The sequence below is a fragment of the Roseivirga sp. AWQ4_251 genome (assembly GCF_056158225.1).
Genome location: NZ_JBSWSW010000001.1, coordinates 267,919 through 288,891, shown reverse-complemented (window position 1 = coordinate 288,891; position 20,973 = coordinate 267,919). Strand labels below are relative to the sequence as shown.

21 protein-coding genes are annotated in these 20,973 nt (G+C 39.1%); 10 read left to right on the top strand and 11 right to left on the bottom strand.

The window, feature by feature from the left end; all coding sequences use genetic code 11:
• Nucleotides 1-34 precede the first annotated feature (34 nt).
• The gene (locus ACXACJ_RS01430) at nucleotides 35-256 is read right to left on the bottom strand and encodes a hypothetical protein (protein WP_475132479.1); all 222 of its coding nucleotides are present in this window, start codon (nucleotides 254-256) and stop codon (nucleotides 35-37) included.
• Nucleotides 257-481: 225 nt separating this feature from the next.
• On the opposite strand from ACXACJ_RS01430, the gene ACXACJ_RS01425 reads away from it, so the two are divergent.
• Both ACXACJ_RS01425 and ACXACJ_RS01420 read left to right on the top strand, forming a co-directional pair.
• The gene (locus ACXACJ_RS01425) at nucleotides 482-856 is read left to right on the top strand and encodes a co-chaperone GroES (RefSeq protein ID WP_475132478.1); all 375 of its coding nucleotides are present in this window, start codon (nucleotides 482-484) and stop codon (nucleotides 854-856) included.
• Between the two features lie 248 nt (nucleotides 857-1,104).
• On the top strand, nucleotides 1,105-2,202 hold the full coding sequence (locus ACXACJ_RS01420; RefSeq protein WP_475132477.1) for a fatty acid desaturase family protein: 1,098 nt from the start codon (nucleotides 1,105-1,107) through the stop codon (nucleotides 2,200-2,202).
• 65 nt (nucleotides 2,203-2,267) lie between these two features.
• Here ACXACJ_RS01420 and hemB read toward each other — a convergent pair whose 3' ends face one another.
• The 3 genes from hemB to ACXACJ_RS01405 form a co-directional block, all read right to left on the bottom strand.
• The gene (hemB, locus tag ACXACJ_RS01415; protein ID WP_475132476.1) at nucleotides 2,268-3,242 is read right to left on the bottom strand and encodes a porphobilinogen synthase; all 975 of its coding nucleotides are present in this window, start codon (nucleotides 3,240-3,242) and stop codon (nucleotides 2,268-2,270) included.
• Nucleotides 3,243-3,328: 86 nt separating this feature from the next.
• Entirely contained in the window at nucleotides 3,329-3,541 is a 213-nt protein-coding gene (locus tag ACXACJ_RS01410) for a helix-turn-helix domain-containing protein (RefSeq protein WP_475132475.1), read from the bottom strand.
• A gap of 2 nt (nucleotides 3,542-3,543) precedes the next feature.
• Complete coding sequence (locus tag ACXACJ_RS01405) at nucleotides 3,544-3,744, bottom strand: hypothetical protein (protein WP_475132474.1); 201 nt, start codon at nucleotides 3,742-3,744, stop codon at nucleotides 3,544-3,546.
• A 114-nt stretch (nucleotides 3,745-3,858) separates the two neighbouring features.
• On the opposite strand from ACXACJ_RS01405, the gene ACXACJ_RS01400 reads away from it, so the two are divergent.
• Nucleotides 3,859-6,783 carry an outer membrane beta-barrel protein gene (locus tag ACXACJ_RS01400; RefSeq protein WP_475132473.1) on the top strand — a complete coding sequence of 975 codons (2,925 nt, stop codon included), beginning with the start codon at nucleotides 3,859-3,861 and terminating at the stop codon, nucleotides 6,781-6,783.
• Between the two features lie 163 nt (nucleotides 6,784-6,946).
• On the opposite strand, the gene ACXACJ_RS01395 is transcribed toward ACXACJ_RS01400, so the two are convergent.
• Both ACXACJ_RS01395 and ACXACJ_RS01390 read right to left on the bottom strand, forming a co-directional pair.
• Nucleotides 6,947-7,534 (bottom strand): hypothetical protein, encoded by a 588-nt coding sequence (locus tag ACXACJ_RS01395; RefSeq protein WP_475132471.1) that lies wholly within the window; start codon nucleotides 7,532-7,534, stop codon nucleotides 6,947-6,949.
• 7 nt (nucleotides 7,535-7,541) lie between these two features.
• Complete coding sequence (locus tag ACXACJ_RS01390; RefSeq protein ID WP_475132470.1) at nucleotides 7,542-8,045, bottom strand: hypothetical protein; 504 nt, start codon at nucleotides 8,043-8,045, stop codon at nucleotides 7,542-7,544.
• Between the two features lie 638 nt (nucleotides 8,046-8,683).
• Here ACXACJ_RS01390 and ACXACJ_RS01385 point away from each other — a divergent pair.
• Nucleotides 8,684-11,407 (top strand): TonB-dependent receptor, encoded by a 2,724-nt coding sequence (locus ACXACJ_RS01385; protein WP_475132469.1) that lies wholly within the window; start codon nucleotides 8,684-8,686, stop codon nucleotides 11,405-11,407.
• A 10-nt stretch (nucleotides 11,408-11,417) separates the two neighbouring features.
• On the opposite strand, the gene ACXACJ_RS01380 is transcribed toward ACXACJ_RS01385, so the two are convergent.
• The 5 genes from ACXACJ_RS01380 to rocD all read right to left on the bottom strand — a co-directional run bounded on the left by ACXACJ_RS01380 (nucleotide 11,418) and on the right by rocD (nucleotide 16,441).
• Nucleotides 11,418-11,600, bottom strand: a complete 183-nt coding sequence (locus ACXACJ_RS01380; RefSeq protein WP_475132468.1) for a hypothetical protein — start codon at nucleotides 11,598-11,600, stop codon at nucleotides 11,418-11,420.
• 81 nt (nucleotides 11,601-11,681) lie between these two features.
• On the bottom strand, nucleotides 11,682-11,930 hold the full coding sequence (locus ACXACJ_RS01375; RefSeq protein ID WP_475132467.1) for a hypothetical protein: 249 nt from the start codon (nucleotides 11,928-11,930) through the stop codon (nucleotides 11,682-11,684).
• A gap of 462 nt (nucleotides 11,931-12,392) precedes the next feature.
• On the bottom strand, nucleotides 12,393-13,010 hold the full coding sequence (locus ACXACJ_RS01370; protein ID WP_475132466.1) for a response regulator: 618 nt from the start codon (nucleotides 13,008-13,010) through the stop codon (nucleotides 12,393-12,395).
• An 85-nt stretch (nucleotides 13,011-13,095) separates the two neighbouring features.
• Complete coding sequence (locus ACXACJ_RS01365) at nucleotides 13,096-15,102, bottom strand: tetratricopeptide repeat-containing sensor histidine kinase (RefSeq protein WP_475132465.1); 2,007 nt, start codon at nucleotides 15,100-15,102, stop codon at nucleotides 13,096-13,098.
• Between the two features lie 97 nt (nucleotides 15,103-15,199).
• The gene (gene rocD / locus ACXACJ_RS01360; RefSeq protein WP_475132464.1) at nucleotides 15,200-16,441 is read right to left on the bottom strand and encodes an ornithine--oxo-acid transaminase; all 1,242 of its coding nucleotides are present in this window, start codon (nucleotides 16,439-16,441) and stop codon (nucleotides 15,200-15,202) included.
• A 75-nt stretch (nucleotides 16,442-16,516) separates the two neighbouring features.
• Here rocD and ACXACJ_RS01355 point away from each other — a divergent pair, with 75 nt between their 5' ends.
• From ACXACJ_RS01355 to ACXACJ_RS01330, 6 genes are all read left to right on the top strand, one after another.
• Nucleotides 16,517-16,678: a DUF5522 domain-containing protein gene (locus tag ACXACJ_RS01355; protein WP_475132463.1), complete on the top strand. Its 162-nt coding sequence runs from the start codon at nucleotides 16,517-16,519 to the stop codon at nucleotides 16,676-16,678.
• Nucleotides 16,675-17,214 (top strand): PH domain-containing protein, encoded by a 540-nt coding sequence (locus tag ACXACJ_RS01350; protein ID WP_475132462.1) that lies wholly within the window; start codon nucleotides 16,675-16,677, stop codon nucleotides 17,212-17,214. Before ACXACJ_RS01355 ends, ACXACJ_RS01350 begins: the two co-directional genes overlap by 4 nt.
• Nucleotides 17,192-18,703 carry a PH domain-containing protein gene (locus ACXACJ_RS01345; RefSeq protein WP_475132461.1) on the top strand — a complete coding sequence of 504 codons (1,512 nt, stop codon included), beginning with the start codon at nucleotides 17,192-17,194 and terminating at the stop codon, nucleotides 18,701-18,703. Before ACXACJ_RS01350 ends, ACXACJ_RS01345 begins: the two co-directional genes overlap by 23 nt.
• A 136-nt stretch (nucleotides 18,704-18,839) precedes the next feature.
• Nucleotides 18,840-19,079 carry a 50S ribosomal protein L28 gene (gene rpmB / locus ACXACJ_RS01340; protein ID WP_475132460.1) on the top strand — a complete coding sequence of 80 codons (240 nt, stop codon included), beginning with the start codon at nucleotides 18,840-18,842 and terminating at the stop codon, nucleotides 19,077-19,079.
• 70 nt (nucleotides 19,080-19,149) lie between these two features.
• Nucleotides 19,150-20,589, top strand: a complete 1,440-nt coding sequence (locus tag ACXACJ_RS01335; RefSeq protein ID WP_475132459.1) for an aminopeptidase P N-terminal domain-containing protein — start codon at nucleotides 19,150-19,152, stop codon at nucleotides 20,587-20,589.
• Nucleotides 20,590-20,730: 141 nt separating this feature from the next.
• Nucleotides 20,731-20,919 (top strand): hypothetical protein, encoded by a 189-nt coding sequence (locus tag ACXACJ_RS01330; protein ID WP_475132458.1) that lies wholly within the window; start codon nucleotides 20,731-20,733, stop codon nucleotides 20,917-20,919.
• The last annotated feature ends 54 nt before the right edge of the window (nucleotides 20,920-20,973 follow it).

Sequence of the window (20,973 nt, the reverse complement as noted above, 5' to 3'; positions counted from 1 at the left end):
ACCTCTCTATCCATCATCTTCCTTCATATATACTTTACCCTGTTTCACCTCTCCTATCTACTACCCAAATCGGACTAGGCTGACTTAACTTTTCTTGCTCTTTCTTTTCTACGTTAATTAACAAAACAGCTCCCTGAGTTTTTCCTTGCGATAGAAACTCAACATAGTTGGCCAAAAACATGTCGAGATTCAAAAGCTTCAGAAGTATTTTTAAAAGAGTCATTTTGTTTTCTTTCTTGATATAAAAGTACTTCATCTCAACTTCTCAGCTATCAGCAAATTGCCAGAAGTCAAAAAATAGGTAGTTTTCTATTTTCATTAGGTGAATTACCTAACCACTGAAATGATCCAAAACTTACTTTGGTCAGAGCCCCTTAACAGCACTCAACCCCCAATTTAATTGGGTGACGATTCATATCTCTACGCTCTACATCGAACCAATGGGTTTTCAAATTATATTTGCAGCTCGAAAATTTTAGCAATGGAATTAACTGCAGATAATAGATTAAGAAAACTCATCATTGTTGGAGACAGGGTTTTAGTGAGGCCTAAGAAAAGCCCAGACAAAACAGAAAGCGGCCTATACCTCCCCCCTGGCGTTCAGGAAAAAGAAAAAGTCCAAAGTGGATACATTATTAAAGTGGGGCCTGGCTATCCTATTCCAATGGCTGTGGAAGAAGATGAGCCATGGAAAGAAAATGATGAGAAAGTGAAGTACATTCCTCTTCAGGCGGAAGAGGGTGACTTAGCACTATTTCTACAAAAGGGGGCGATTGAAATTGTATATGAAGGAGAAAAACTCTTTATCGTTCCACAGTCGTCTATCTTAATGTTAGAACGAGACGAAGATTTATAGTCAGTCTTAGATACATTGTTATGTTTCTTTTACGTTAAGAATAGGGAGTTTTAAGGCTCATTGAGATTTATGGCATACGATTTCAAATTAAAGAGTTATCTTACTGCCCAATTCAAATAGATAGTTAAATAGCTTCAATTTTGGTCAACTTTTTTCCATATCACCAATTGGGAAGAGGCTACAAGCTTAGGTCGGAATATATTCTGTCGAAAAGTACCCCCTTTGGAGGCAGAGCTTAATATCGTTTTATGAAATACAAATCCATTAAGTTTTCTAGGAGTAATCAGGCTGAATTTATCAGCGATTTGAGAAAGCGAGTAAAAGAGTACTTTGAAACCAACGAAATTTCCATTTATGGCAATGCCACAATGGTGAGCAAAACAGTTGTAATGTTTACACTCTATTTTGCACCGTATATTTTACTACTCGCAGGAGTTTTCACCAACCCATGGCTCATTTTAGTAATGTGGTCAGTGATGGGCTTTGGAATGTCTGGAATTGGACTTTCCGTAATGCATGATGCGAATCATGGAGCATATTCAAAGAACAAACACGTAAATAAATATTTAGGCTACGTGATGAACGTAATTGGAGCAAGTGCCTTCAATTGGAAAGTTCAACACAATGTATTACACCATTCATTCACCAATATTGAAGGAATGGATGAAGATATTGATCCAGGAAAATTGATGAGGTTATCTCCTCACGCCCCAAGATTAAAGGCCCATAGACTTCAGCACATATATGGCTGGGTTCTTTATGGATTAATGACTTTTTTGTGGTTAACTACAAAAGACTTCAAACAGCTTTATCGCTATAAAAAGTTGGGCTTGCTTAAAGCACAAAAAAGAACTTACACCAGTGTTTTGATAGAAACCATTATATCAAAAATCCTTTATTATGGATACGCTTTGGTGCTTCCTATGATTTTGATCCCTGGCCCTTGGTGGTTAACCTTAATCGGGTTCTTCATTATGCACTTCATCACAGGACTTTCTCTTGGTCTCATTTTCCAACCAGCTCATGTGATGCCAACTGCTGAATTCCCGATGCCTGATGACACAGGAAGTTTGGAGAATAACTGGGCTGTACACCAATTATTTACTACTACCAACTTTTCACCAAAAAGCAGAATTTTCTCATGGTATGTTGGTGGATTAAACTATCAAATTGAACATCACTTGTTCCCCAACATCTGTCATGTTCACTATAAGAAAATATCTAAAATCGTAAGAGCTACGGCTGAAGAATACGGACTTCCTTATAATTCAGAGAAGAACTTTGTAACAGCAATTATCAGTCATGGCAAAATGTTGCGAGCTCTCGGAAAAGGAGATCTGGCTTAACATATAAAGCTGAGAGAATTAATAAAAAGGCCATCTGAAAATCCAGATGGCCTTTTTATTTGCGTTTAGTGGCTTCCGAATTTTTCGGCAAATTCCTTCGCGTGATACGTTAGGATGATATCAGCTCCTGCCCGCTTAATACTCAAGAGCGTTTCTGCCATCACTCTATCATAATCCAACCAACCTCGCTCTCCGGCAGCATTAAGCATGGCATATTCCCCACTCACATTATATGCAGAAATCGGTTGAGCGTAATTATCCTTCAACAATTTAATGACGTCTAAATAAGCCAAAGCAGGCTTTACCATCAAAAAGTCTGCTCCTTCATCCACATCCAAATCAGCCTCTATCAAAGCCTCCCGTTGATTGGCTGGATCCATTTGATACGTTTTCTTATCTCCACTCTTTGGTGCGGAATCTAAAGCATCGCGGAAAGGGCCATAGAAAGCACTGGCATATTTAGCCGAATAACTCATAATGGAAACATCAGTGAAACCATGATCATCTAAGACCTCTCTGATGTAGCCCACTCGCCCATCCATCATATCCGATGGCCCTATAATATCTACACCCGTTTCGGCCTGAGCCAAAGCCATTTTCCCAAGAACCTCAAGAGTTTCGTCATTCAGAATCTTACCATCTCTGACAATTCCATCGTGACCATCGGAATTATAAGGGTCCAGAGCTACATCAGTCATTATTGCAGCTTCTGGAAATTCAGTTTTTATGCGTCTAAGTGCGGTTTGGTAAAAGAAGTCAGGATCGTAACTTTTTGTTGCCGTTTTATCTTTATAGTGTTCAGGCACTACTGGAAAAACATCGAAAGCCTTAATTCCCAGTTTCATACACGCTTCAATTTCAGGAAGCATTTTCTCGATTCCTAAACGAAATATCCTAGGCATTGAATCCACCTCAATCCTTCCATTTTCATCTTCTAACAAGAATAAAGGAAATATAAAATCCTTTACCCCTACTTGTGTTTCTTCCACCATTCTTCTAATGGCTTCCGACTTTCTATTTCTTCTTGGGCGTATATTCATCCATCAAATCTTTAGGCCTTCAACAGCATTCAAAACTAAGAAATAAGAGGCTATAAAAAGAAAAATGAGGCATTGAATCAAGCCAATTAGACTTCATCTTCCTGGTATTCCAAAATATCACCAGGCTGGCAATTCAATGCAGAACATATAGCCTCCAATGTGCTAAACCTAACAGCTTTGGCCTTTCCTGTTTTTAGTATAGAAAGATTGGCTAGTGTAATACCCACCTTATCAGCCAGCTCCTTACTTTGCATTTTTCGCTTGGCCAACATCACATCCAAATTCACAATTATTGCCATGTTTAAATGGTTAGTTTTTGATCTTCACAAAGCTGTGTCCCCTTCTTAAAGGCCTCCGCCAATATCATAAACAAAAAGCCAATGATGACATTCCAAATTTTATTAAAACCCATAAGATTAAAACTTAAAGCTCTTACAGCATCAACCAAAACTGCCACTACCAAGAAAACGCCAAAACCGAACATAATTTTTGAAACCTTCATGTTTTCCAAATTTCCTACAATTTAACATTTTTATTGATTATCAATAAAAATTAACCTAAAAACGATAATAAAATTCATTAAACCTTTTTTATGATTTATTATCAAATGGGCACTATGAAAAGACTCCACGCTAAGACATTATTTGTCTTTGTTTTATTTCTAGCGCTTATCAATAGCGCAAATGCTCAGTACTGGGTGGTTAAGGGAGCTGTAAAAGACAGTGCCGATCACATCCCAATGTTGGCAGCCACAGTCAGTCTTTTAAACCAAACAGACTCTACGCTAAAAGCCAAAATCACTGACCAACTTGGCCAGTTTCGTATTACAGGAATTACCAATGGAAATTATACACTCCGAATCACTTTCGTGGGCTACAGAGACATTAAACAAACCGTAAAGGTTGACGGAACCAGTGTTGATCTCGGAGAGATTTTTATGTCGGAAGACATTAAGCAACTTGACGGTGTTACCGTTGAAGGAGTGGTTGATCGGGTAGAACAAAATGGAGACACTACGATCATGAATGCAGCGGCCTATAAAGTTAATCCCGATGCAAACGCTCAAGATTTACTTGAAAAAATGCCTGGTATTGTTATTCAAAACGGCCAAGTACAGGCTCAGGGTGAAGCCGTAAAAAAAGTTTTAGTTGATGGCCGAGAATTCTTCGGTAACGACCCGAACGCAGCCCTAAGTAATCTCCCCGCTGAAATCATTGAAAAAATCCAGGTTTATGATGAATCCAGCGACCAAGCACAATTCACAGGTTTCAATGATGGAGAAACTTCTAAAGTATTGAACATCATCACCAAGGCCAGTATGAGAAATGGCGAATTCGGAAAGGTTTACGCAGGCGCAGGAACTGATGAAACTTATAATCTTGGCGGAAGCATCAACCTCTTTAGAGAAAAAAGCCGAACCACAATTTTAGGTCAAATGAATAACATCAACATTCAAAACTTTGCTACCAGTGATTTACTCGGTGTTGTAGCTGGCGGTGGACGCAGAGGCGGTGGCGGTGCCGGGGGAGGCCGTGGTGGCGCTGGAGGAGGAGGCTTTGGCGGTGGTGCTGGCGGTGGATTTTCCAATGGAGGCAATGCCAGTGATTTTATGGTAAGCCAACAAGGAGGTATTTCAAAAACTAAGGCTTTCGGCTTAAACTACACTTATACACCTAATCAAAAAATCAATATATCAGCTAGCTACTTCTTCAATAAGTCGAACAACAATTCGGACCAAAGCATCTACAAGCAGTTCACTTTACCTCAAAATGAAGGTCAAACTTATTCAGAAACCAATTTGGTGCCTTCAACCAATACGAACCATCGCTTTAGCGCTAAAATTGATTATAAAATAGACGATAAAAATTCGTTTGTTATACGTCCACAATTAACGCTGCAAGAAAATAACGGAGCCTCACTTCTAGAAGGGATTACCCGATCTAATGGAGACTTGTTGAACACAACCAGTACAAATCAGATCAGTGAACTTTTAGCATATTCATTCTCAAATAACCTGTTATTTAGACATGCTTTTGACAAACGAGGAAGAACATTTTCAATCAACGTAAACACCGGATTTAACGGAAATACAGGATTGAGCAACCTTTATTCTCAAAACGAATTCTATCAAAATCAGAATCAACAAAGCCAAAACTTGAATCAGCAATCCGACTTGGATCAATCTGGACTTTCTCTTTCGGCCAATGCTACTTATACAGAACCCATAACCGAAAAAAGCCAATTGCTTTTCACATATAATTATGGCTATCAATTCAATGATTCAGACAAGCAAACTTATGACTACAGTGAAGCTACTGGAGATTATACTGATTTGAATATTCCTTTGACGAACACGTTCAAAAACGATTATAGCACTCATCAGACTGCAGTCGGCTATAATTTGAGAGGAGAAAAAGCAACCACAACTTTAAGAGCCAACTACCAATGGGCAAAGCTTGACAACGACCAAACTTTCCCTACTGAAGACCAAGTAGTTCGTACTTACAGCAACTTTTTACCTTCATTAAATTACCGTTACAGAATTGGAAGAACAGAAAACATTAACATTTCGTATCGAACTTCTACGCAAGCGCCATCTGTATCTCAATTGCAAAATGTGATTGACAATTCGAATCCTTTGTTTATCACCGCGGGTAATCCTGATTTGGATCAGAATTATCAGCACACAACCACATTCCGATATACAAAAACAAACATAGAGAAGTCAACCACATTCTTCGGTATGATGAACGCGAGCTTCTCCAACAACTATATTGGCAACCGCACCATTATTGCTTCTAGAGAAACCAGAAATGTTAACGGCATAGAATTGCAGCCGGGCGCTCAGTTCTACCAACCTTATAATTTAGAAGGGTACTGGAATGTGAGAGGTTTCATTTCTTATGGTTTGCCATTTACTGCTCTAAAATCCAATGTAAACTTCAACTTAACAGGAAATTATAGCCGCACACCTAGCATGATCAATGAAGAGATTAATTACGCAGAATCTCCATCGTTCGGCATGGGTGTAGTTTTCAGCAGCAACATTAGCGAGAAAGTGGACTTCACTATTTCAAGCAACTCCAATTATAGCAAAGTGAATAATACGCTGCAAGGCCAAAACAACACCAATTATTTCACTCAATCTACTCGCTTAAGACTGAACTGGATTTTTGGTCCAAACTTGGTTTTAAGAAGCACAGTAAACCACACCGCTAATCCAGGCTTAAGTTCTGGTTACAACAAGGGCTATTTGGTTTGGAACATGGAACTGGGCAAGAAATTATTGAAAGAAAAAGGCGAATTGAAACTTACCGTATTCGACTTGTTAAAGCAAAATCAAAGTATTTCCAGAACAGTGACTGGTTCTTACATTCAAGATACAAACACACAAATTCTAACTCAATATTTCATGCTTACCTTCACATACAACATCCGAAGCTTTGGCTCAGGATCAGCTCCTAATGTTGATGAGGACAGAATGAACCGATTCCAACAGATGAGAGGCGGTTTTGGTCGTGGAGAAGGAGATTTGAACTAGAAAAACCAAAAGAAGTACAAAAGCCTGTGGAGTATTCAACTTCTCAGGCTTTATTTTTTCTCTGTTATAAAACTCTCAGGAGCATAAAAAAAGCAGGCCCTCCGGCCTGCTTTATCGAACAAACTACCATAAACACAGCCCAAACTTCCGGGGCTCACGCTCTTTAAAGTGTCTCTTTTATGTATATCCTGATGTCCTGGGGGGCCGTTTCATCCCCTCCGAAATATGGGTACAGCAGGTAATAGATGCCGCGGTCGCAGTCCGCTCCGCGCTTAACGGTACGCACGTTGCCGTCAAAGTTGAACTCGTACTCGTCACCCATCAGCAGTATCGAAAGGTCCCGCTTCTCCCCGATGGGCATAGACCCCATCTTCTCGTACTCTCGCTGACCTTGCGCATAAACGTACCAGTAAATGTCTATCTCCTCCGTCTCAAGGTTGTAGTTCCAACCGAACCTTGCGCTGTTCTCGTGGTGAAGGCTGTTGCAGTCAGCAAAGCCGAAGAGCTTGTTGATGTCCCCCTGGTCATTGTTCTTCAGGTCGTAGCGGGCCGTTTCATCGAACCATACCGAGATCGTCATCTGGGTCGACTTCAGTGTCCTTACCCCCTTGCTGATGCCTCCGGCCACTTGGCTCTCGTGGTTACCCTTCTTGATCAGGTACACCGTGTTCGCTGGCTCGAACACTTCTGCGCAGGATGTCGCCAGCACAGTGGCCAGTACCATTACCATTACCGTCAGTCCCCTGTTCATGGCCGTATCAATAAAGGTTCACGATAAGTTTAAGGCTTGTCGCCTTGTGGTCGCCAGAAAAGCCCTGTTCGTAGGCGATCCTAAGCTTGTCGTTGAACTTGTAGCGGATCTCACCCCCATAGTGCATCTTCTGCCATTCCATGTTCAGGGTGCCCTTTCTTACCCCGCCACCGATCTCGAAGCCCCCGCATACTGGGAACACAAGGCTGGCATAGACCCCGGCAAAGCGGTTGTCCATATAGGTCTCCTTGGTGTCGTAGTCCCTGGTGTGGAAGTAGTTAAGGCTAAAGATCTGCTTGTAGTTCATGCCGATGCCAAAGCCGTACTTAAGCCCCTTGTAGTCGATGGCAGTGGCGGCAACCTGAAAGCTGAGCGCCTTCATCTTTACCTGTGGCCTTGCCCTTGGCACGAATTCGTAGACGGTGGAGTTGTATTTCGATATCTCGATCTGTTGTGAAAATGCAAAGCTGCATACCGTCATTAAGAGCCCGATGAGTAGAAGTTTTTTCATTTGAGTTGCGTTTTAAGGTTTGTTTGTTTCGATACTCAAAGGTGGCGGAAAGGGCGTTCTTATAAATCGGGGTATCACCAGAATCCAAAATATGGGCACATCTCTGAATACCAATGGGTGATTCACCTAGTAGCAGTACTAGGTACGCTTAAAACCGCATTTCACAGACAAAAAACACACAATGAAAGGCAGTTTTGATTTTGCATAAAACCATGGAGGACAAATTCTAATATCAAAAAATGGCCATTAAAACCTATTGAAAGCGTTTATTGATTATCCCAGGCCCGACAAACCGTCCTCCCTTCCCTTTAAATTTGAGCCACAGCTTAACGCGGAAGAAAACCAGTTTTAAGCAGATGGGCAGAAAAAAAGAGTTCTTCAAGTCCGTATATTTTTTAACACACCAAAACAACCAACTTGGAATCATTATATTTTTAGGATTCACCCCAATAATTCTCTTCTGGCATTTTCATTTTTTAAGTAGAAAAATTCAGCCAGAAGAAAGATAAACCAATCACTATCAGCGCATATCTGGAATGTGAACATTAAAGAAAATCAGCTACCAAAGAGGGTGTTTAATTTAGAACAGTATGGAATTTTACAATTTAAAAATAGTATATTCATTTTCAATCTGATTCATGAGGCTGGTCACCCTATTTTTTTTGCTTCTTGTAAGTGTCAATTTTTGCTTTGGCCAAAAGCTTTCCGTGGAAGGGCAAGTGCTTGACAGTACCGAACAGCGCCCTATGTTTTTAGCCAACGTTGTACTTACTGACTCTCAGGACTCTCTCATTAAAGCTGCCACCACAAATGAAAAAGGTCAATTCCAGCTTTCCCCCTTAACTAAAGGGAGCTATAAGCTCGTGGTTTCCTTTGTTGGGTTTAAGAGCTATGAGAAAATGCTCAAACTTGAAAATAACCCCATTAAACTCGATTCTATTTTCCTTATTGAAGACTTAACCGAACTTGATTCCTTTACAGTCGAATCACAAGCTCCTCCCATTGTTGTTAAGCAAGACACGCTAGAATTTAATTCCTCAGCATTTAAAACTACAGCTGATGCCAACCTTGAAGAGCTGGTAAAAAAGCTACCAGGTTTGGAAGTTAAAGATGGCAAAGTGCTTATTCATGGTGAACCCATTTCAAAAATCATTGTCGATGGCAAACCATTTTTTCAAACTGACCAGGATTTTACATTGAAGAATCTTCCTGCTGAAATTGTAAATAAAATTCAGGTGATTGATGAAAAAAGCAAGGAAACACGATTTACAGGACATGACGATGGTAAGCGCGAGAAAGTTATAAACGTGGTTACCAAACCAGAAAGAAGAAAGGGATATTTGGTTTCCATCAACTCTACTTATAGCCACCCCAAAAGACATTCTATTGGAGGCAGCTTGAATTTCTTGAAAAATAAGGAGCGATACTCGATTTCTGCAAACCACAGCAATTTAGGCCAAGGAGGAGCTCAACCCATAACATTAAGCCCCTCCAGAACCATATCATATAGTTCGCTTGCTAACGGTTCCGGGGGCATTTCGTCTACTTCGAGACTAGGCGGATATTTTTATACCGAACTCAACAAGAAGCTAAAAGTGAATATGAATTATTCATTCTCCAATTCGCAAAGTGAAATGGAAAATGAAACCTCAAAACAATTTATTCAGGCTTCTGACCAAGGGCGAGTTTACAATGAATCCAGCAAACAAGAATCTACCAACAGTAGTCATGAGTTTTTTATGAACCTGGATTACAGCGTTAACGACAAAAACCAAATCTATCTAGACCAAAGATTCTCCTTCAATAATTCTTTATCATTTTCCGACCGACAGGGAGAAACAATACTGGACGGAGAAGAACTTAACAGTACGAAAAACAAAAACTACTCAAGCTCAGAAAGGCTGGGATGGAACAATTCGCTTCATTGGCTCCACCGTTTTGCAAAAAAGGGCAGATCATTGAGCCTTTCTGCATACACACATTTAAGCCAAAGCAATGGTCAAGACTCTGTATTGTCCATAAACCGTTTTAGCACAGGAAGTATCAGCGAACAGTACTTTGATCAAATTTCAAATCCTAGCGGAAAATCCATCTATCTCTCTAGCAGTATTGGATTCACCGAGCCTTTAGGAGAGAAGAAGAGCCTCAAGATTTCATATCAAAACAATTATCAGCGGGGAATTCAGGAGCGAAAGCTACTTTCTGCGAACCAAGAAGATGGAGTTTATGAAATTTTGGATTCGTTAAGATCTAACGACTATTCAAACATCAATATTTCGCACACTATTAAAACGGGCATTCAACTTCCTATAGGGAAAATGCGCTTTTCCGGTTCTGTCAATTTCGAAAACCAATCGATAAAAAATGACCAATCGTTACCGTTCTCATATGAGATTTCAAAAAGCTTTTCTGGGCTCACACCAAACCTTTCTCTAAACTATTCTGAAAAGGGAAAAGCAAGCTTTAAATTTTCATTAACAAGAAGAATGAATGCCCCGAGTGCCAATCAGCTTCAAAACAACATTGACAATAGTAACCCACTTTTTATTCAAAGGGGAAATCCAAACTTGAATCAGAGTTTTGTCAATAGTTTACAAGCAAGTTATAATCTCCGCTTTATGGACTCAAAGGCTTATGCCAATTTCAACCTTTCAGGTTCACTTACAGAAAATATGATTGTGAGCAACACCATAGTTGGAAACGGAGATAATTCACCTGAAGATATTGAATTGCCCGTGGGCGCCAGATATACTACGCCCGACAATATAAATGGAAAGCGTTCATTTAGCTTCAGAACAAGTATATCGAAGCCAATAGAAAAGTTAAAGTTGAATGTGGGAACAAACTTCAATTATAGTTTCAACAGAACTCCTCAATACCTTAATAACTCCATCCAAATTGCAAACCGAAACAATTATGGAGCATCATTAAGTATCACTAGCAACTTTAGCGAAAAGCTTGATTTAAGATTTGATGTTCGACCAAGTATTTCTTCAGTTAAGAATAGTAGCCCCGAAAACGAAAGTTACAAATATTCGAATTTAAGTAGCTCTCTAACTTTAAGATGGCTCTTTGGAGACGGGTTTTCATTCTCCTCGATGATGGCTTACTCAAAAAATGGAAGCGTTAGAAATATTGAAGAAGTGGACCAATTTATTTGGAGTATTTCTGCTGGCAGAAAATTCTTTAAGAAGAGACTCGATTTCAGGATAAGTGCCAATGATATATTAAAGCAAAATTCCTTAATCAACAGAAATGTCACTTCAGAATACATCCAAAACTCTCAAACCAACCTTTTAAGACAGGTTATAAGATTTAGCCTTAGCTATAAATTCAACAAATTGGGAGGAAGCTCCAAATAGAAATCAATCTTTAATCCAAACCAACTTGGGTTTTACTCTGATTGACCTTAGAAACTGTTATAGGAGAAATATGGTCTTCTTTGTTAACCACTTCTACATTTTGTATTTCCTTCTTTCTATGTCTTTCAATTAAACCAACAACCATCGCGGCAATGGCTAGAAATACAAAAACCAAGTTTACTATCCTTCTCATACACACAAATAAATACACCTTCTTAATCAACAACCCTGCCACTAAACCATAATACACATTATAGTTCAATCAGCTCAAAAATCATTTATACTGAAAGTCTCTGCTAGACTTTATAAACGAGGTTGTTTCGTAGCCCTTTTTTATTCTGATGAGCTTTCGAACCAAAGCCCAACTCACAAAAACGCAGCCCATAAAAACTAAAAGCAAATCAGTAGAAAGACCATTGATCATCATTAATCTTAAATCGTATAAACACACACACGATACGATCAAGGTTAATGTCACGATAGAAATTCTAATCATTCCGAAGTACTTTTTTTGATCTTTCATCAGTTTTGAAGATGATTAAGTGTATTAAAAATCATATGAGATTATGTATAACAAGAACCACAAGTCTCCAACAATGCCAACTACGATTTGTTTTCCAAAAAACGGCAAATGCCTTTACATCATTTTCAAGCATCATTTAAGAGATTGTTAATAAAAACGAAGACACATCAACTAATCTTAATGCCTTCAAATCGACTCACATTCTTCTTTATAAATTCCATACTTTATTAGTATTGCAAAAGCTGCTTTCTTTAGTACACTTTTCAACTTCACTGAAAAGATTCCTAAAATTATCACCTCATCAACTGCTTTGTAATACCGACAAATAGTGGTTTTTCTGTGCTAGCAAATCGACTAATTAGTTCTTCCAAAGTTCGAAATAGGCACTCTTTGCGATGAAAAAAAATACTGGAAAACCATGGTTTTCAACTCCGTACTAGCAGGTAGTTTTAATAAAAGTGTCTAGATTAAATTATTAGCGTATGCAAACTTTATTAGCCCAACCAGAGAGTTGGTTTGGGTTTTTCTGAAAATGTTCTTCCTATGGGTTTCAACTGTTCTTTCGCTAATAAAAAGCTCTTCAGCAATTCTCTTATTAGAATATTCTTTTGAAATCAAGGTCAAAATTTCTCGTTCTCGGGGCGTCAGCAATTTTGCTTCTCCTGGCTCATACAATCCTTTCACCAACATGGCATTGATGTCGTTGGAAAGATAAATTTTACCAGAACGCACTGCATAAATGGCCTCCATTAGCTCTTCGGTCGTATCCTTCTTCAGTACATAACCATTGATACCCTCTTTTAAAACCTCCTTCACTAAATGAGGCTCATCATGCATGCTAAGCACAATAATTTTCAATTCGGGAAATAGCCTTTTCGCCTTTTGAACTAGTGTAAGACCATCTTCATCACCGAGACTATAGTCTGTTATTACCAGATCGGGTTGTTTTGTATTTATAGCACGAAAAGCTTGTTCTATGTTGTTGCAACAGCCTACCACACGCAGTTCTTCTTTCTCCTCGATTAACCTTTTCACTCCATCCATTAGAATGGCATGATCATCCACAAGCAAAATTCCCATATATAAACACATTGAAGGCTTGCCGATTAGTGTAGATATCCACTTCATGTTGGCAAGGTACACTTCCTAAAATACCAAAAATATCCTAAGAAACCGTGATTTGCCTTTCCGTACTGGAGGGTATGTTTTTGATCTGATTATAATCGAGGTTTATCGTAATCATCGATCCCTTTCGGCCTGACTGAGTGTCCAAATCGAAATCTGCTTTTACGAGGTTAAGCCTCGTTTGAATGTTTTTCCAACCATTCCCCTTTCCTTCAAAAAAAAGGTTTGAATCAAACCCAATCCCATCATCTTCTATGGTCAAAGTTATTTCCTCTAAGTCTCGGGTAAGCTGAATAATGATGTGGCTTGCTCCCGCATATTTCAGAATGTTGTTAACCCATTCTTGGCAAATTCGAAAAAGGGATATTTCTACCCTTTCGGTTAAGCGTTCTTTGTTTGCAAAAACCATGACATCGCAAGTCACTTTTTTGGTTTGATTGATTCTATCACCAAATTCTCTCAGGGCTATGGTTAGTCCTTTTTTAATGAGCGCTTGAGGCATTAAATCGAAACATACCGTGCGAAGTTCTGCATACATATCGTTGATCACGGATTCACCATTTTTAAAAACTTCCATTCGCTTTTCTGGCAAGGCCGCATCGCTATCTTTCAGCGAAGCTATATTGAGCTTCAATACCGAAATCAATTGTCCAAAACCATCGTGCAAATCGCGCGCAAAACGATTCCTTTCCTTTTCCTGAGAATTGATTACAGCGGTCAATTCCGCTTCGCGAAGCTTGAGTTCGCTTTCTTGCCGAAGCAATTGCACTTTCTTTCTTGCTCGATTTCTATTTAAAAGAATAACCGCTGCTAAAAGCACTGCTACCACAATAAGGGCGATCAAGAAAATTCTATTTCTCTGAAGCTTAAAATCCTTTTCTTGAAGAAGCGCATCTTGAAGAGCTATTTGTTGCTCTTTTTGCTCCGTTTCATATTGAATTTGAAGTTCTTCCAACACCTTTCTTGAAGAGAGATTGAACATTAAGTCGGAGACTACTTTATAGGCTTTAAATTTCTCTAGCGCTACCCGATAGTTATTTCTACGTTCTTCAAATAAGCTTTCGAGCAAAAGGGCTTGTTGAACAGCCTCTTTAAAACCTATTCTGCCGGCAATGTTCCTCCCTGTTTCAAAAAACTCGAAAGCCTTGCTGACATTGCCTTGTTCTCCTAAAACACGACCAATATTAATGTAAGCTGAAGCAATTCCAGTGCTATCGGCCAAGGCCAATCTCAACTCTTTACATTGACCATAATACTGAAGCGCTTTTTCGTATTCCCTCAAATCAAAATAGCAGTTGGCCAAATTTTCATATCCATTTGCCATTCCTCGTTTATCATTAAACTTCTCTTTGATCGCATTGCTTTTCAAAGTGTATGCTATGGCCGAGTCATACTTTTGTTCTGAGTAATAAATTGTGGCCAAATTGGCAAAAATGTAGCCTTTGTTTAAAGTAGAATTTCCTTTTTCAGCTAGCTGTGCAGCGGCATTATAAACCTCAATGGCTCTATCAAAATCGTTCATTCCGAACTGATTGATAATACCAACCCAAATCAGCGCGCTGGAAGCTCCGGCATAATTTTCATTCTGAAGGTATAATTCGTAGGATTTCTGATAATGGGGCAAAGCTTCAGCATAATTCGAGCGATCATATTCAATATTCCCTAAAGACATATAGGCGTAGGCTTCTATGTTGCGCTTACCAAGCTCTTCAGCCAAGTCAATCACTTCTTTCAATACAGTTTTAGCTTTTTCGCTTTGGCCAAGAAGGCTGAGTGCAACGCCATAAAATTGCCCAGATTTAGCAACACCTTCTTTCCATTGACTCCTTTTCGCTAGAACATAAGCGCTATCGGCATATTTTGCCGCCAGGGCAAAATCAGAAAGTTTGAGTGCATCGTGCAACTTCAAATAAGAATTGATTCTAACCGAATCACTTTCGGCATACTCCAATTCAGACTTTAACAGCGCTATATCTTGAGAAAAAAGCAAATGCCCTTTGGCCAAAACACACAAAACCAAAGCGCACCTCATTATAAAGGAATACATACACACAAATTGTAGTATAAATTACTAAAACGTAATACTATAAAAAAACCCCTTCATTACTGAAGGGGTCGGCATAGCCAATATTATTTACAATTGATTAGTTCAACTTTTCGAAATTAGAGATAGTTCTTTCAATAATATCGCAGCATTCATGAAGTTGTTCTTCTGTCATTACTAAAGGAGGCGCAAAACGGATGATATTACCGTGAGTTGGTTTGGCTAGCAATCCATTCTCTTTTAAGGCCACACAAATATCCCAAGCAGTAGAGCTGTCTTCAGAATCGTTAATCACGATAGCGTTCAACAGACCTTTGCCTCTTACAAGGTTCACTAAATCTGTTTTTTCAATCAACGCATTCATTCTATCTCTGAAAATACCCCCCATCCTTTCAGCGTTTTCAGCAAGCTTTTCATCTTTTACTACTTCTAAAGCGGCAATAGCTACTTTAGCTGCCAAAGGATTTCCACCAAATGTACTTCCGTGTTGTCCTGGCTGAATCACTTCCATGATTTCATCATTGGCCAAAACAGCTGAAACTGGGTAAACACCGCCCGAAACAGCTTTACCTAAAATCAAAACATCTGGCTTTACATTTTCATGATCGCAAGCCAACAGTTTACCCGTTCTTGCAATTCCTGTTTGCACTTCGTCTGCTATAAAGAGAACGCCATGTTCCTTACACAAATCGTTGGCGGCAGCCAAATAACCATCATCTGGCACAAATACACCCGCTTCACCCTGAATCGGCTCAATCAAGAAACCTGCAACATTTTCCTCGTTCAGAGCAGCCCTTAAAGCATCAATATCGTTGTGAGGGATTTTAATGAAGCCTTTGGTATAGGGGCCAAAATTCTTTCTCGCATCAGGATCGTTGGAAAAAGAAATAATAGTAGTTGTTCTTCCGTGGAAGTTATTTTCGCAAACAATAATTTTTGCTTCATTCTCTTCAATCCCCTTCTTCTCATAAGCCCATTTTCTACAGAGCTTAATAGCAGTTTCTACAGCTTCAGCTCCAGTATTCATTGGCAAAATTTTATCGAAGCCGAAGTATTCGGTCATGTACTTTTCGTACATCCCCAATACATCGTTATAAAAAGCGCGTGAAGTTAAAGTAAGGGTTTCGGCCTGAACCTTAAGCGCCTGCACAATGCGCGGATGGCAATGCCCTTGATTTACGGCACTATATGCTGAAAGAAAATCATAGTATTTTTTACCCTCAACATCCCAAACATAAACTCCTTCACCTTTAGATAAAACCACTGGCAAAGGATGGTAATTGTGAGCGCCATACTTGTTTTCCAGTTTGATCGCTTGATTACTACTTTGTACTATTTCCATTCCATTTATATTTTAACTTGCCGCGCAAAAACACGGTTAAACCAAAGGTACTGAAACAAAACAAGCCTTAAAAAAATGGCGAAAAATTCTAAATCGAAAAGCGAATTTGCCGTAGAAACGGAAGATTACTACCTTAACGAACAGGGCTTATTGGTATTTACCAAAGCCTATCACTTAAAGCGTGGGTACTGTTGCCAAAACGGATGTAAACATTGCCCATACGGTTTCAAAAAATGACAAAACACTTTGAGAATTTATCGGTAGATCCGTCTGATTTGCCTGCTTTAGAAGATATTGGCTTTAAACCGATTCAAAAAAGCTACCTAAAAGTCACGCTGTGGAGTTCGGCTTTCTTCTTTTTGATTTTATTGGCAGCCCCTATCCTTATTATCTATTTTTCTGATACAGAAGAAAAAACCTTAGGCTATATTATCTCTTCGGGTGTTGTCCTTCTTTTAGCAGCTGTCAATATTTCGGTAGCCATTTTAGGGTTTAAGAAAAAGAAATATGCTCTCCGGCAATTCGACATCATATACAGTAAAGGCCTAATCTGGGCTGTAAGAACCACTATTCCTTTCAACAGAATTCAACATGCTGAATTAAAACAAGGCCCAGTTGAACGGCTTTACAAACTCAACAGTTTAAAGATTTACACAGCAGGAGGCCAAAGCAGCGACTTGGTGATTCCGGGCTTATCAGAAGATGAAGCCTTAAGGATTAAGGATTATGTTCTGAAAAAAACCGAAGAAGATGGAAGCACAGAATCAGCATGATTTTTCGGATCCACAGCGACAGTCTTCGGTTGCCATTGGAATTATCCTGATCAAGTTTTTCAGAATGACAATCAGAGCATTTTGGCCCTTGCTACTCAGTTTTTTCATTGGCAAACGAACCAGCTCTTCTTTTGAAGACATTATTGGCTACGCTGCCATAGGTTTTGCAGCTTTCAACTTGCTAGGCTCCATCTTAACTTATTTCAGGTTTTTCTTCCACATTGAAGGCAATGCCATTGTGATAGATAAGGGCGTTTTAAAACGCACCAAGACTAACATTCCTTTTGAACGCATTCAAACCATAAACTTCACCCAAAACCTACTTCACCAAATATTTGGCGTAGTAAGCGTAGAAATTGACTCAGCAGGTGCAAAAAAGTCGGAAATCAGCATTGATGCCCTTAGCAAAGAAAGGGCAGAAGCTCTTCGCGAATATATTTTAGCTGAAAAAGAACACCTCATCAATGAAAAATCAGACAATCCTGAAATTGTTAACAAGGAAGAGGCTACACCTTCAGAACTTTTATTAAAGCTAAGCATTGCCGACCTTTTTAAAGTTGGAGTGAGTCAAAACCATTTTCAATCGATGGGCATTATTTTCGCCTTCGTATTTACGACCCTGAACGAACTTACTCAAAATATTGGCGATGTAATTAACGATCAATTCGACCAATATGAGTTGTATTTAATCAACAATACACTCTTTGCCTTTCTGGCATCTATCATAATTGTGGGCGTCATTTCGTTCTTGTTTTCGCTCATCAACACGGTTTTAAAATACTTCGATTTAAAACTATGGATAAGTCAAAAAGGGCTGAAATTAGTTAGAGGATTGCTGAACAGAGAAGAATTGACCATCAACAAACATAAGGTTCAAACCGTGGCCTGGTCTACCAACCCTATTCGCAAAATTTTCGGCATTTACACATTGACTTTAGAGCAGGCTTCGAGCACAGAGGCGTCTCATCTAAAATCTAAAATCAAGGTTCCTGGCTGCTATAAAGAGCAAATATCAAAAGTGATTCGGATGGTTTTCCCTACTGAATATTTGGGTAACGAGCCTAAACATTCGATCAATGCGGCTATCAAGCAAAGAATCGTCCTTTTTTATGGCGTACTCCCATCCTTCCTTGGTCTCTGCGCTTATTTTCTTATTGAAGATGCCGCTTTTTACTTTCTATTGACACTTCCTTTATCCTTCTACTTTGCTCATCTGTATTATAAAAAGAGAAGCTATGAGATAAACGAAGAGTTGATCAGAAGCAACGGAGGAACAATTGGCACCGAAAATTTATTGACACAGATTCACAAAATTCAAGTAGTGAAAATAAAACAGAGCTGGTATCAGAGAAGAAAAAACCTCGCCACGCTGAAATTATACACTGCCGCGGGAGAAATGAGTATTCCGTACATAACGATCTCCGAAGCTGAGCAATTAGAACGTTTCATCCTTTATAGAGTAGAAACCGACAAAAGAGAATGGATGTGAAACATTTTAAGCACAACACTTTATCAAAATTTACCACTCAAATATTCCTTCAAGTTTTTTCTTACCAGTATTGGGGTATTTCGAAATAATTTCGATATTTGCAGTCCGTTTCAAAAAGCGGCTTAAAAAATCTATCATGGCAAGAGTTTGTGACATCACCGGAAAGAGAGCACGCGTAGGAAATAATGTTTCTCACGCTAACAATAAAACTAAAAGAAAATTCTATCCGAATCTTCAGAAAAAGAGATTCTTCATTCCTGAAGAAGACAAGTGGATCACTTTGAAAGTTTCTACATCAGCTTTGAGAACCATTAACAAAAATGGTATTACCGCTGTATTAAAAAAGGCAAAAGAAAACGGTAACATTTTGGTATAATAGCGTTGCAAAACGTTATTGTACTACCATGAAAATTACCTTTAAGACATTTTCAATCCTGATGACGTTTATGTTTTCAGGATTTTTCTTTTTACAGGCTCAAGAGGAAGTTAGAAAGGACTATTTAGGTTCTGAATTCCACAAAGGGCGCAGAGAGGCCCTTCGCGAAAAGCTTCCTGCCAATTCCGTAGCAGTTTTCTTTGCTAACCCAGTGCGCAACCGCGCCAATGATGTAGACTTCATCTACCATCAAGATCCCGATCTTTATTATTTGACTGGCTATAATGAGCCACATGCTGTTCTGTTGGTTTTCAAAGACAACCAAACCGACAAACAAGGCAACTCTTACAATGAGATTTTCTTTGTTCAAACCAGAAACGCCCAAGCAGAAATGTGGACAGGCCGAAGATTAGGCTTTGGTGGTGTTCAAGAAAAACTAGGCATTCTAAACGCCTACAACAATACAGACTTCAAGGACTACAATGTAGACTTTGAAAAATTCGACAAGATTCTTTTCTACGATTTCAACAACGATGTTAGAGACAATGCAAGAGACGAAGGTGACTTATTTAGCCTGATTCAACAATTCAAAACCAAGGTAGGTTACGGAATGGAATCAAGCGCATTAGGTGCCGAACCAAAGAAAAACAATTTAGATGTAAGAGGCCTAGACAACATCATGGCCGAATTAAGAGGAATTAAAACAGAAGAAGAACTCGACTTATTAAGAAAGGCCGTTTTCATTTCCACTGTAGGTCAAGTAGAAGTAATGAAAGCCATGAAACCTGGCATGAGCGAAACTGAAATTCAGGGAATTCACGAATTTGTATTCAAAAAATATGGTTCAGAATACGAAGGCTATCCTTCTATCGTAGGAGCAGGAAACAATGGTTGTATTCTTCATTATATTGAAAACACCGAAATCGACATTAAAAGCGACAAAATGATTTTAATGGATTTGGGCGCTGAATACCACGGTTATACTGCCGATGTAACCAGAACCATTCCAATTGACGGTCAATTTTCTAAAGAAGAAAAAGCCATTTATGACCTTGTTTACAAAGCACAAGAAGAGGCCATTAAAATGGCTAAGCCAGGTGTAACCATGGGATCAATGGGCTCTGTAGCCTCACAAATCATTAACAAAGGACTTGCAGAATTAGGCGTTATAGCCAATGAGAAAGAAAGACACATGTACTATCCTCACGGACTTTCTCACCACATTGGCTTAGATGTTCACGATAAAGGCCCAAGAAGTGCGCTTCAAGAAAATATGGTGATTACGGTTGAACCAGGAATCTACATTCCAGAGGGCAGCAAGTGCGACCCTAAATGGTGGGGAATTGCCGTAAGAATCGAGGATGATATTTTAATCACTAAAGATGGAGCAGAATTACTATCTGGATATGCACCAAGAAAATCAGAAGACATTGAAGCTTTAATGAAGCAAAAAAGCCCACTTGAGCAATTCACTTTACCAGAGCTAAAAGGCAAACCTGCTAACAAATAAAAATCTTCCAATCCCATAAAAGAGCCAACTAAAACTTGGCTCTTTTCTTTTAGCCCAGATTAAAACCACTCAACATCAAAGCTTATTGATATTAAGTTAATAGCGCATATTTTAGCTTTACTACCTATAAACTTAAAACTCATGATGTTCAACAAAGGCAAAAAAGCAAAAGTCGGCCTATTATTCACAGGGCTGTTCATAACCATCTTTAGTCAAATCATCTCTAGATATACAGAATTACCAGACTTCGCCTATGGAGCTTTAGTCGGGGCTGGTATTGGGGTAATGATTACTGCATTTCTTCCTCAAAAGCCAAAACCCGCCCACTAAGCATTCGATTTATCCCGAATTAACCCGCAAAACCTTACCACTTTTCGCAAAAAA

Bases quoted from the DNA above. Each gene is read 5' to 3' on its own strand.
- ACXACJ_RS01430 (WP_475132479.1), bottom strand. From the start codon at position 256: ATGAAGTACTTTTATATCAAGAAAGAAAACAAAATGACTCTTTTAAAA.
- ACXACJ_RS01425 (WP_475132478.1), top strand. From the start codon at position 482: ATGGAATTAACTGCAGATAATAGATTAAGAAAACTCATCATTGTTGGA.
- ACXACJ_RS01420 (WP_475132477.1), top strand. From the start codon at position 1,105: ATGAAATACAAATCCATTAAGTTTTCTAGGAGTAATCAGGCTGAATTT.
- hemB (WP_475132476.1), bottom strand. From the start codon at position 3,242: ATGAATATACGCCCAAGAAGAAATAGAAAGTCGGAAGCCATTAGAAGA.
- ACXACJ_RS01410 (WP_475132475.1), bottom strand. From the start codon at position 3,541: ATGGCAATAATTGTGAATTTGGATGTGATGTTGGCCAAGCGAAAAATG.
- ACXACJ_RS01405 (WP_475132474.1), bottom strand. From the start codon at position 3,744: ATGAAGGTTTCAAAAATTATGTTCGGTTTTGGCGTTTTCTTGGTAGTG.
- ACXACJ_RS01400 (WP_475132473.1), top strand. From the start codon at position 3,859: ATGAAAAGACTCCACGCTAAGACATTATTTGTCTTTGTTTTATTTCTA.
- ACXACJ_RS01395 (WP_475132471.1), bottom strand. From the start codon at position 7,534: ATGAACAGGGGACTGACGGTAATGGTAATGGTACTGGCCACTGTGCTG.
- ACXACJ_RS01390 (WP_475132470.1), bottom strand. From the start codon at position 8,045: ATGAAAAAACTTCTACTCATCGGGCTCTTAATGACGGTATGCAGCTTT.
- ACXACJ_RS01385 (WP_475132469.1), top strand. From the start codon at position 8,684: ATGAGGCTGGTCACCCTATTTTTTTTGCTTCTTGTAAGTGTCAATTTT.
- ACXACJ_RS01380 (WP_475132468.1), bottom strand. From the start codon at position 11,600: ATGAGAAGGATAGTAAACTTGGTTTTTGTATTTCTAGCCATTGCCGCG.
- ACXACJ_RS01375 (WP_475132467.1), bottom strand. From the start codon at position 11,930: ATGAAAGATCAAAAAAAGTACTTCGGAATGATTAGAATTTCTATCGTG.
- ACXACJ_RS01370 (WP_475132466.1), bottom strand. From the start codon at position 13,010: ATGGGAATTTTGCTTGTGGATGATCATGCCATTCTAATGGATGGAGTG.
- ACXACJ_RS01365 (WP_475132465.1), bottom strand. From the start codon at position 15,102: ATGTATTCCTTTATAATGAGGTGCGCTTTGGTTTTGTGTGTTTTGGCC.
- rocD (WP_475132464.1), bottom strand. From the start codon at position 16,441: ATGGAAATAGTACAAAGTAGTAATCAAGCGATCAAACTGGAAAACAAG.
- ACXACJ_RS01355 (WP_475132463.1), top strand. From the start codon at position 16,517: ATGGCGAAAAATTCTAAATCGAAAAGCGAATTTGCCGTAGAAACGGAA.
- ACXACJ_RS01350 (WP_475132462.1), top strand. From the start codon at position 16,675: ATGACAAAACACTTTGAGAATTTATCGGTAGATCCGTCTGATTTGCCT.
- ACXACJ_RS01345 (WP_475132461.1), top strand. From the start codon at position 17,192: ATGGAAGCACAGAATCAGCATGATTTTTCGGATCCACAGCGACAGTCT.
- rpmB (WP_475132460.1), top strand. From the start codon at position 18,840: ATGGCAAGAGTTTGTGACATCACCGGAAAGAGAGCACGCGTAGGAAAT.
- ACXACJ_RS01335 (WP_475132459.1), top strand. From the start codon at position 19,150: ATGTTTTCAGGATTTTTCTTTTTACAGGCTCAAGAGGAAGTTAGAAAG.
- ACXACJ_RS01330 (WP_475132458.1), top strand. From the start codon at position 20,731: ATGATGTTCAACAAAGGCAAAAAAGCAAAAGTCGGCCTATTATTCACA.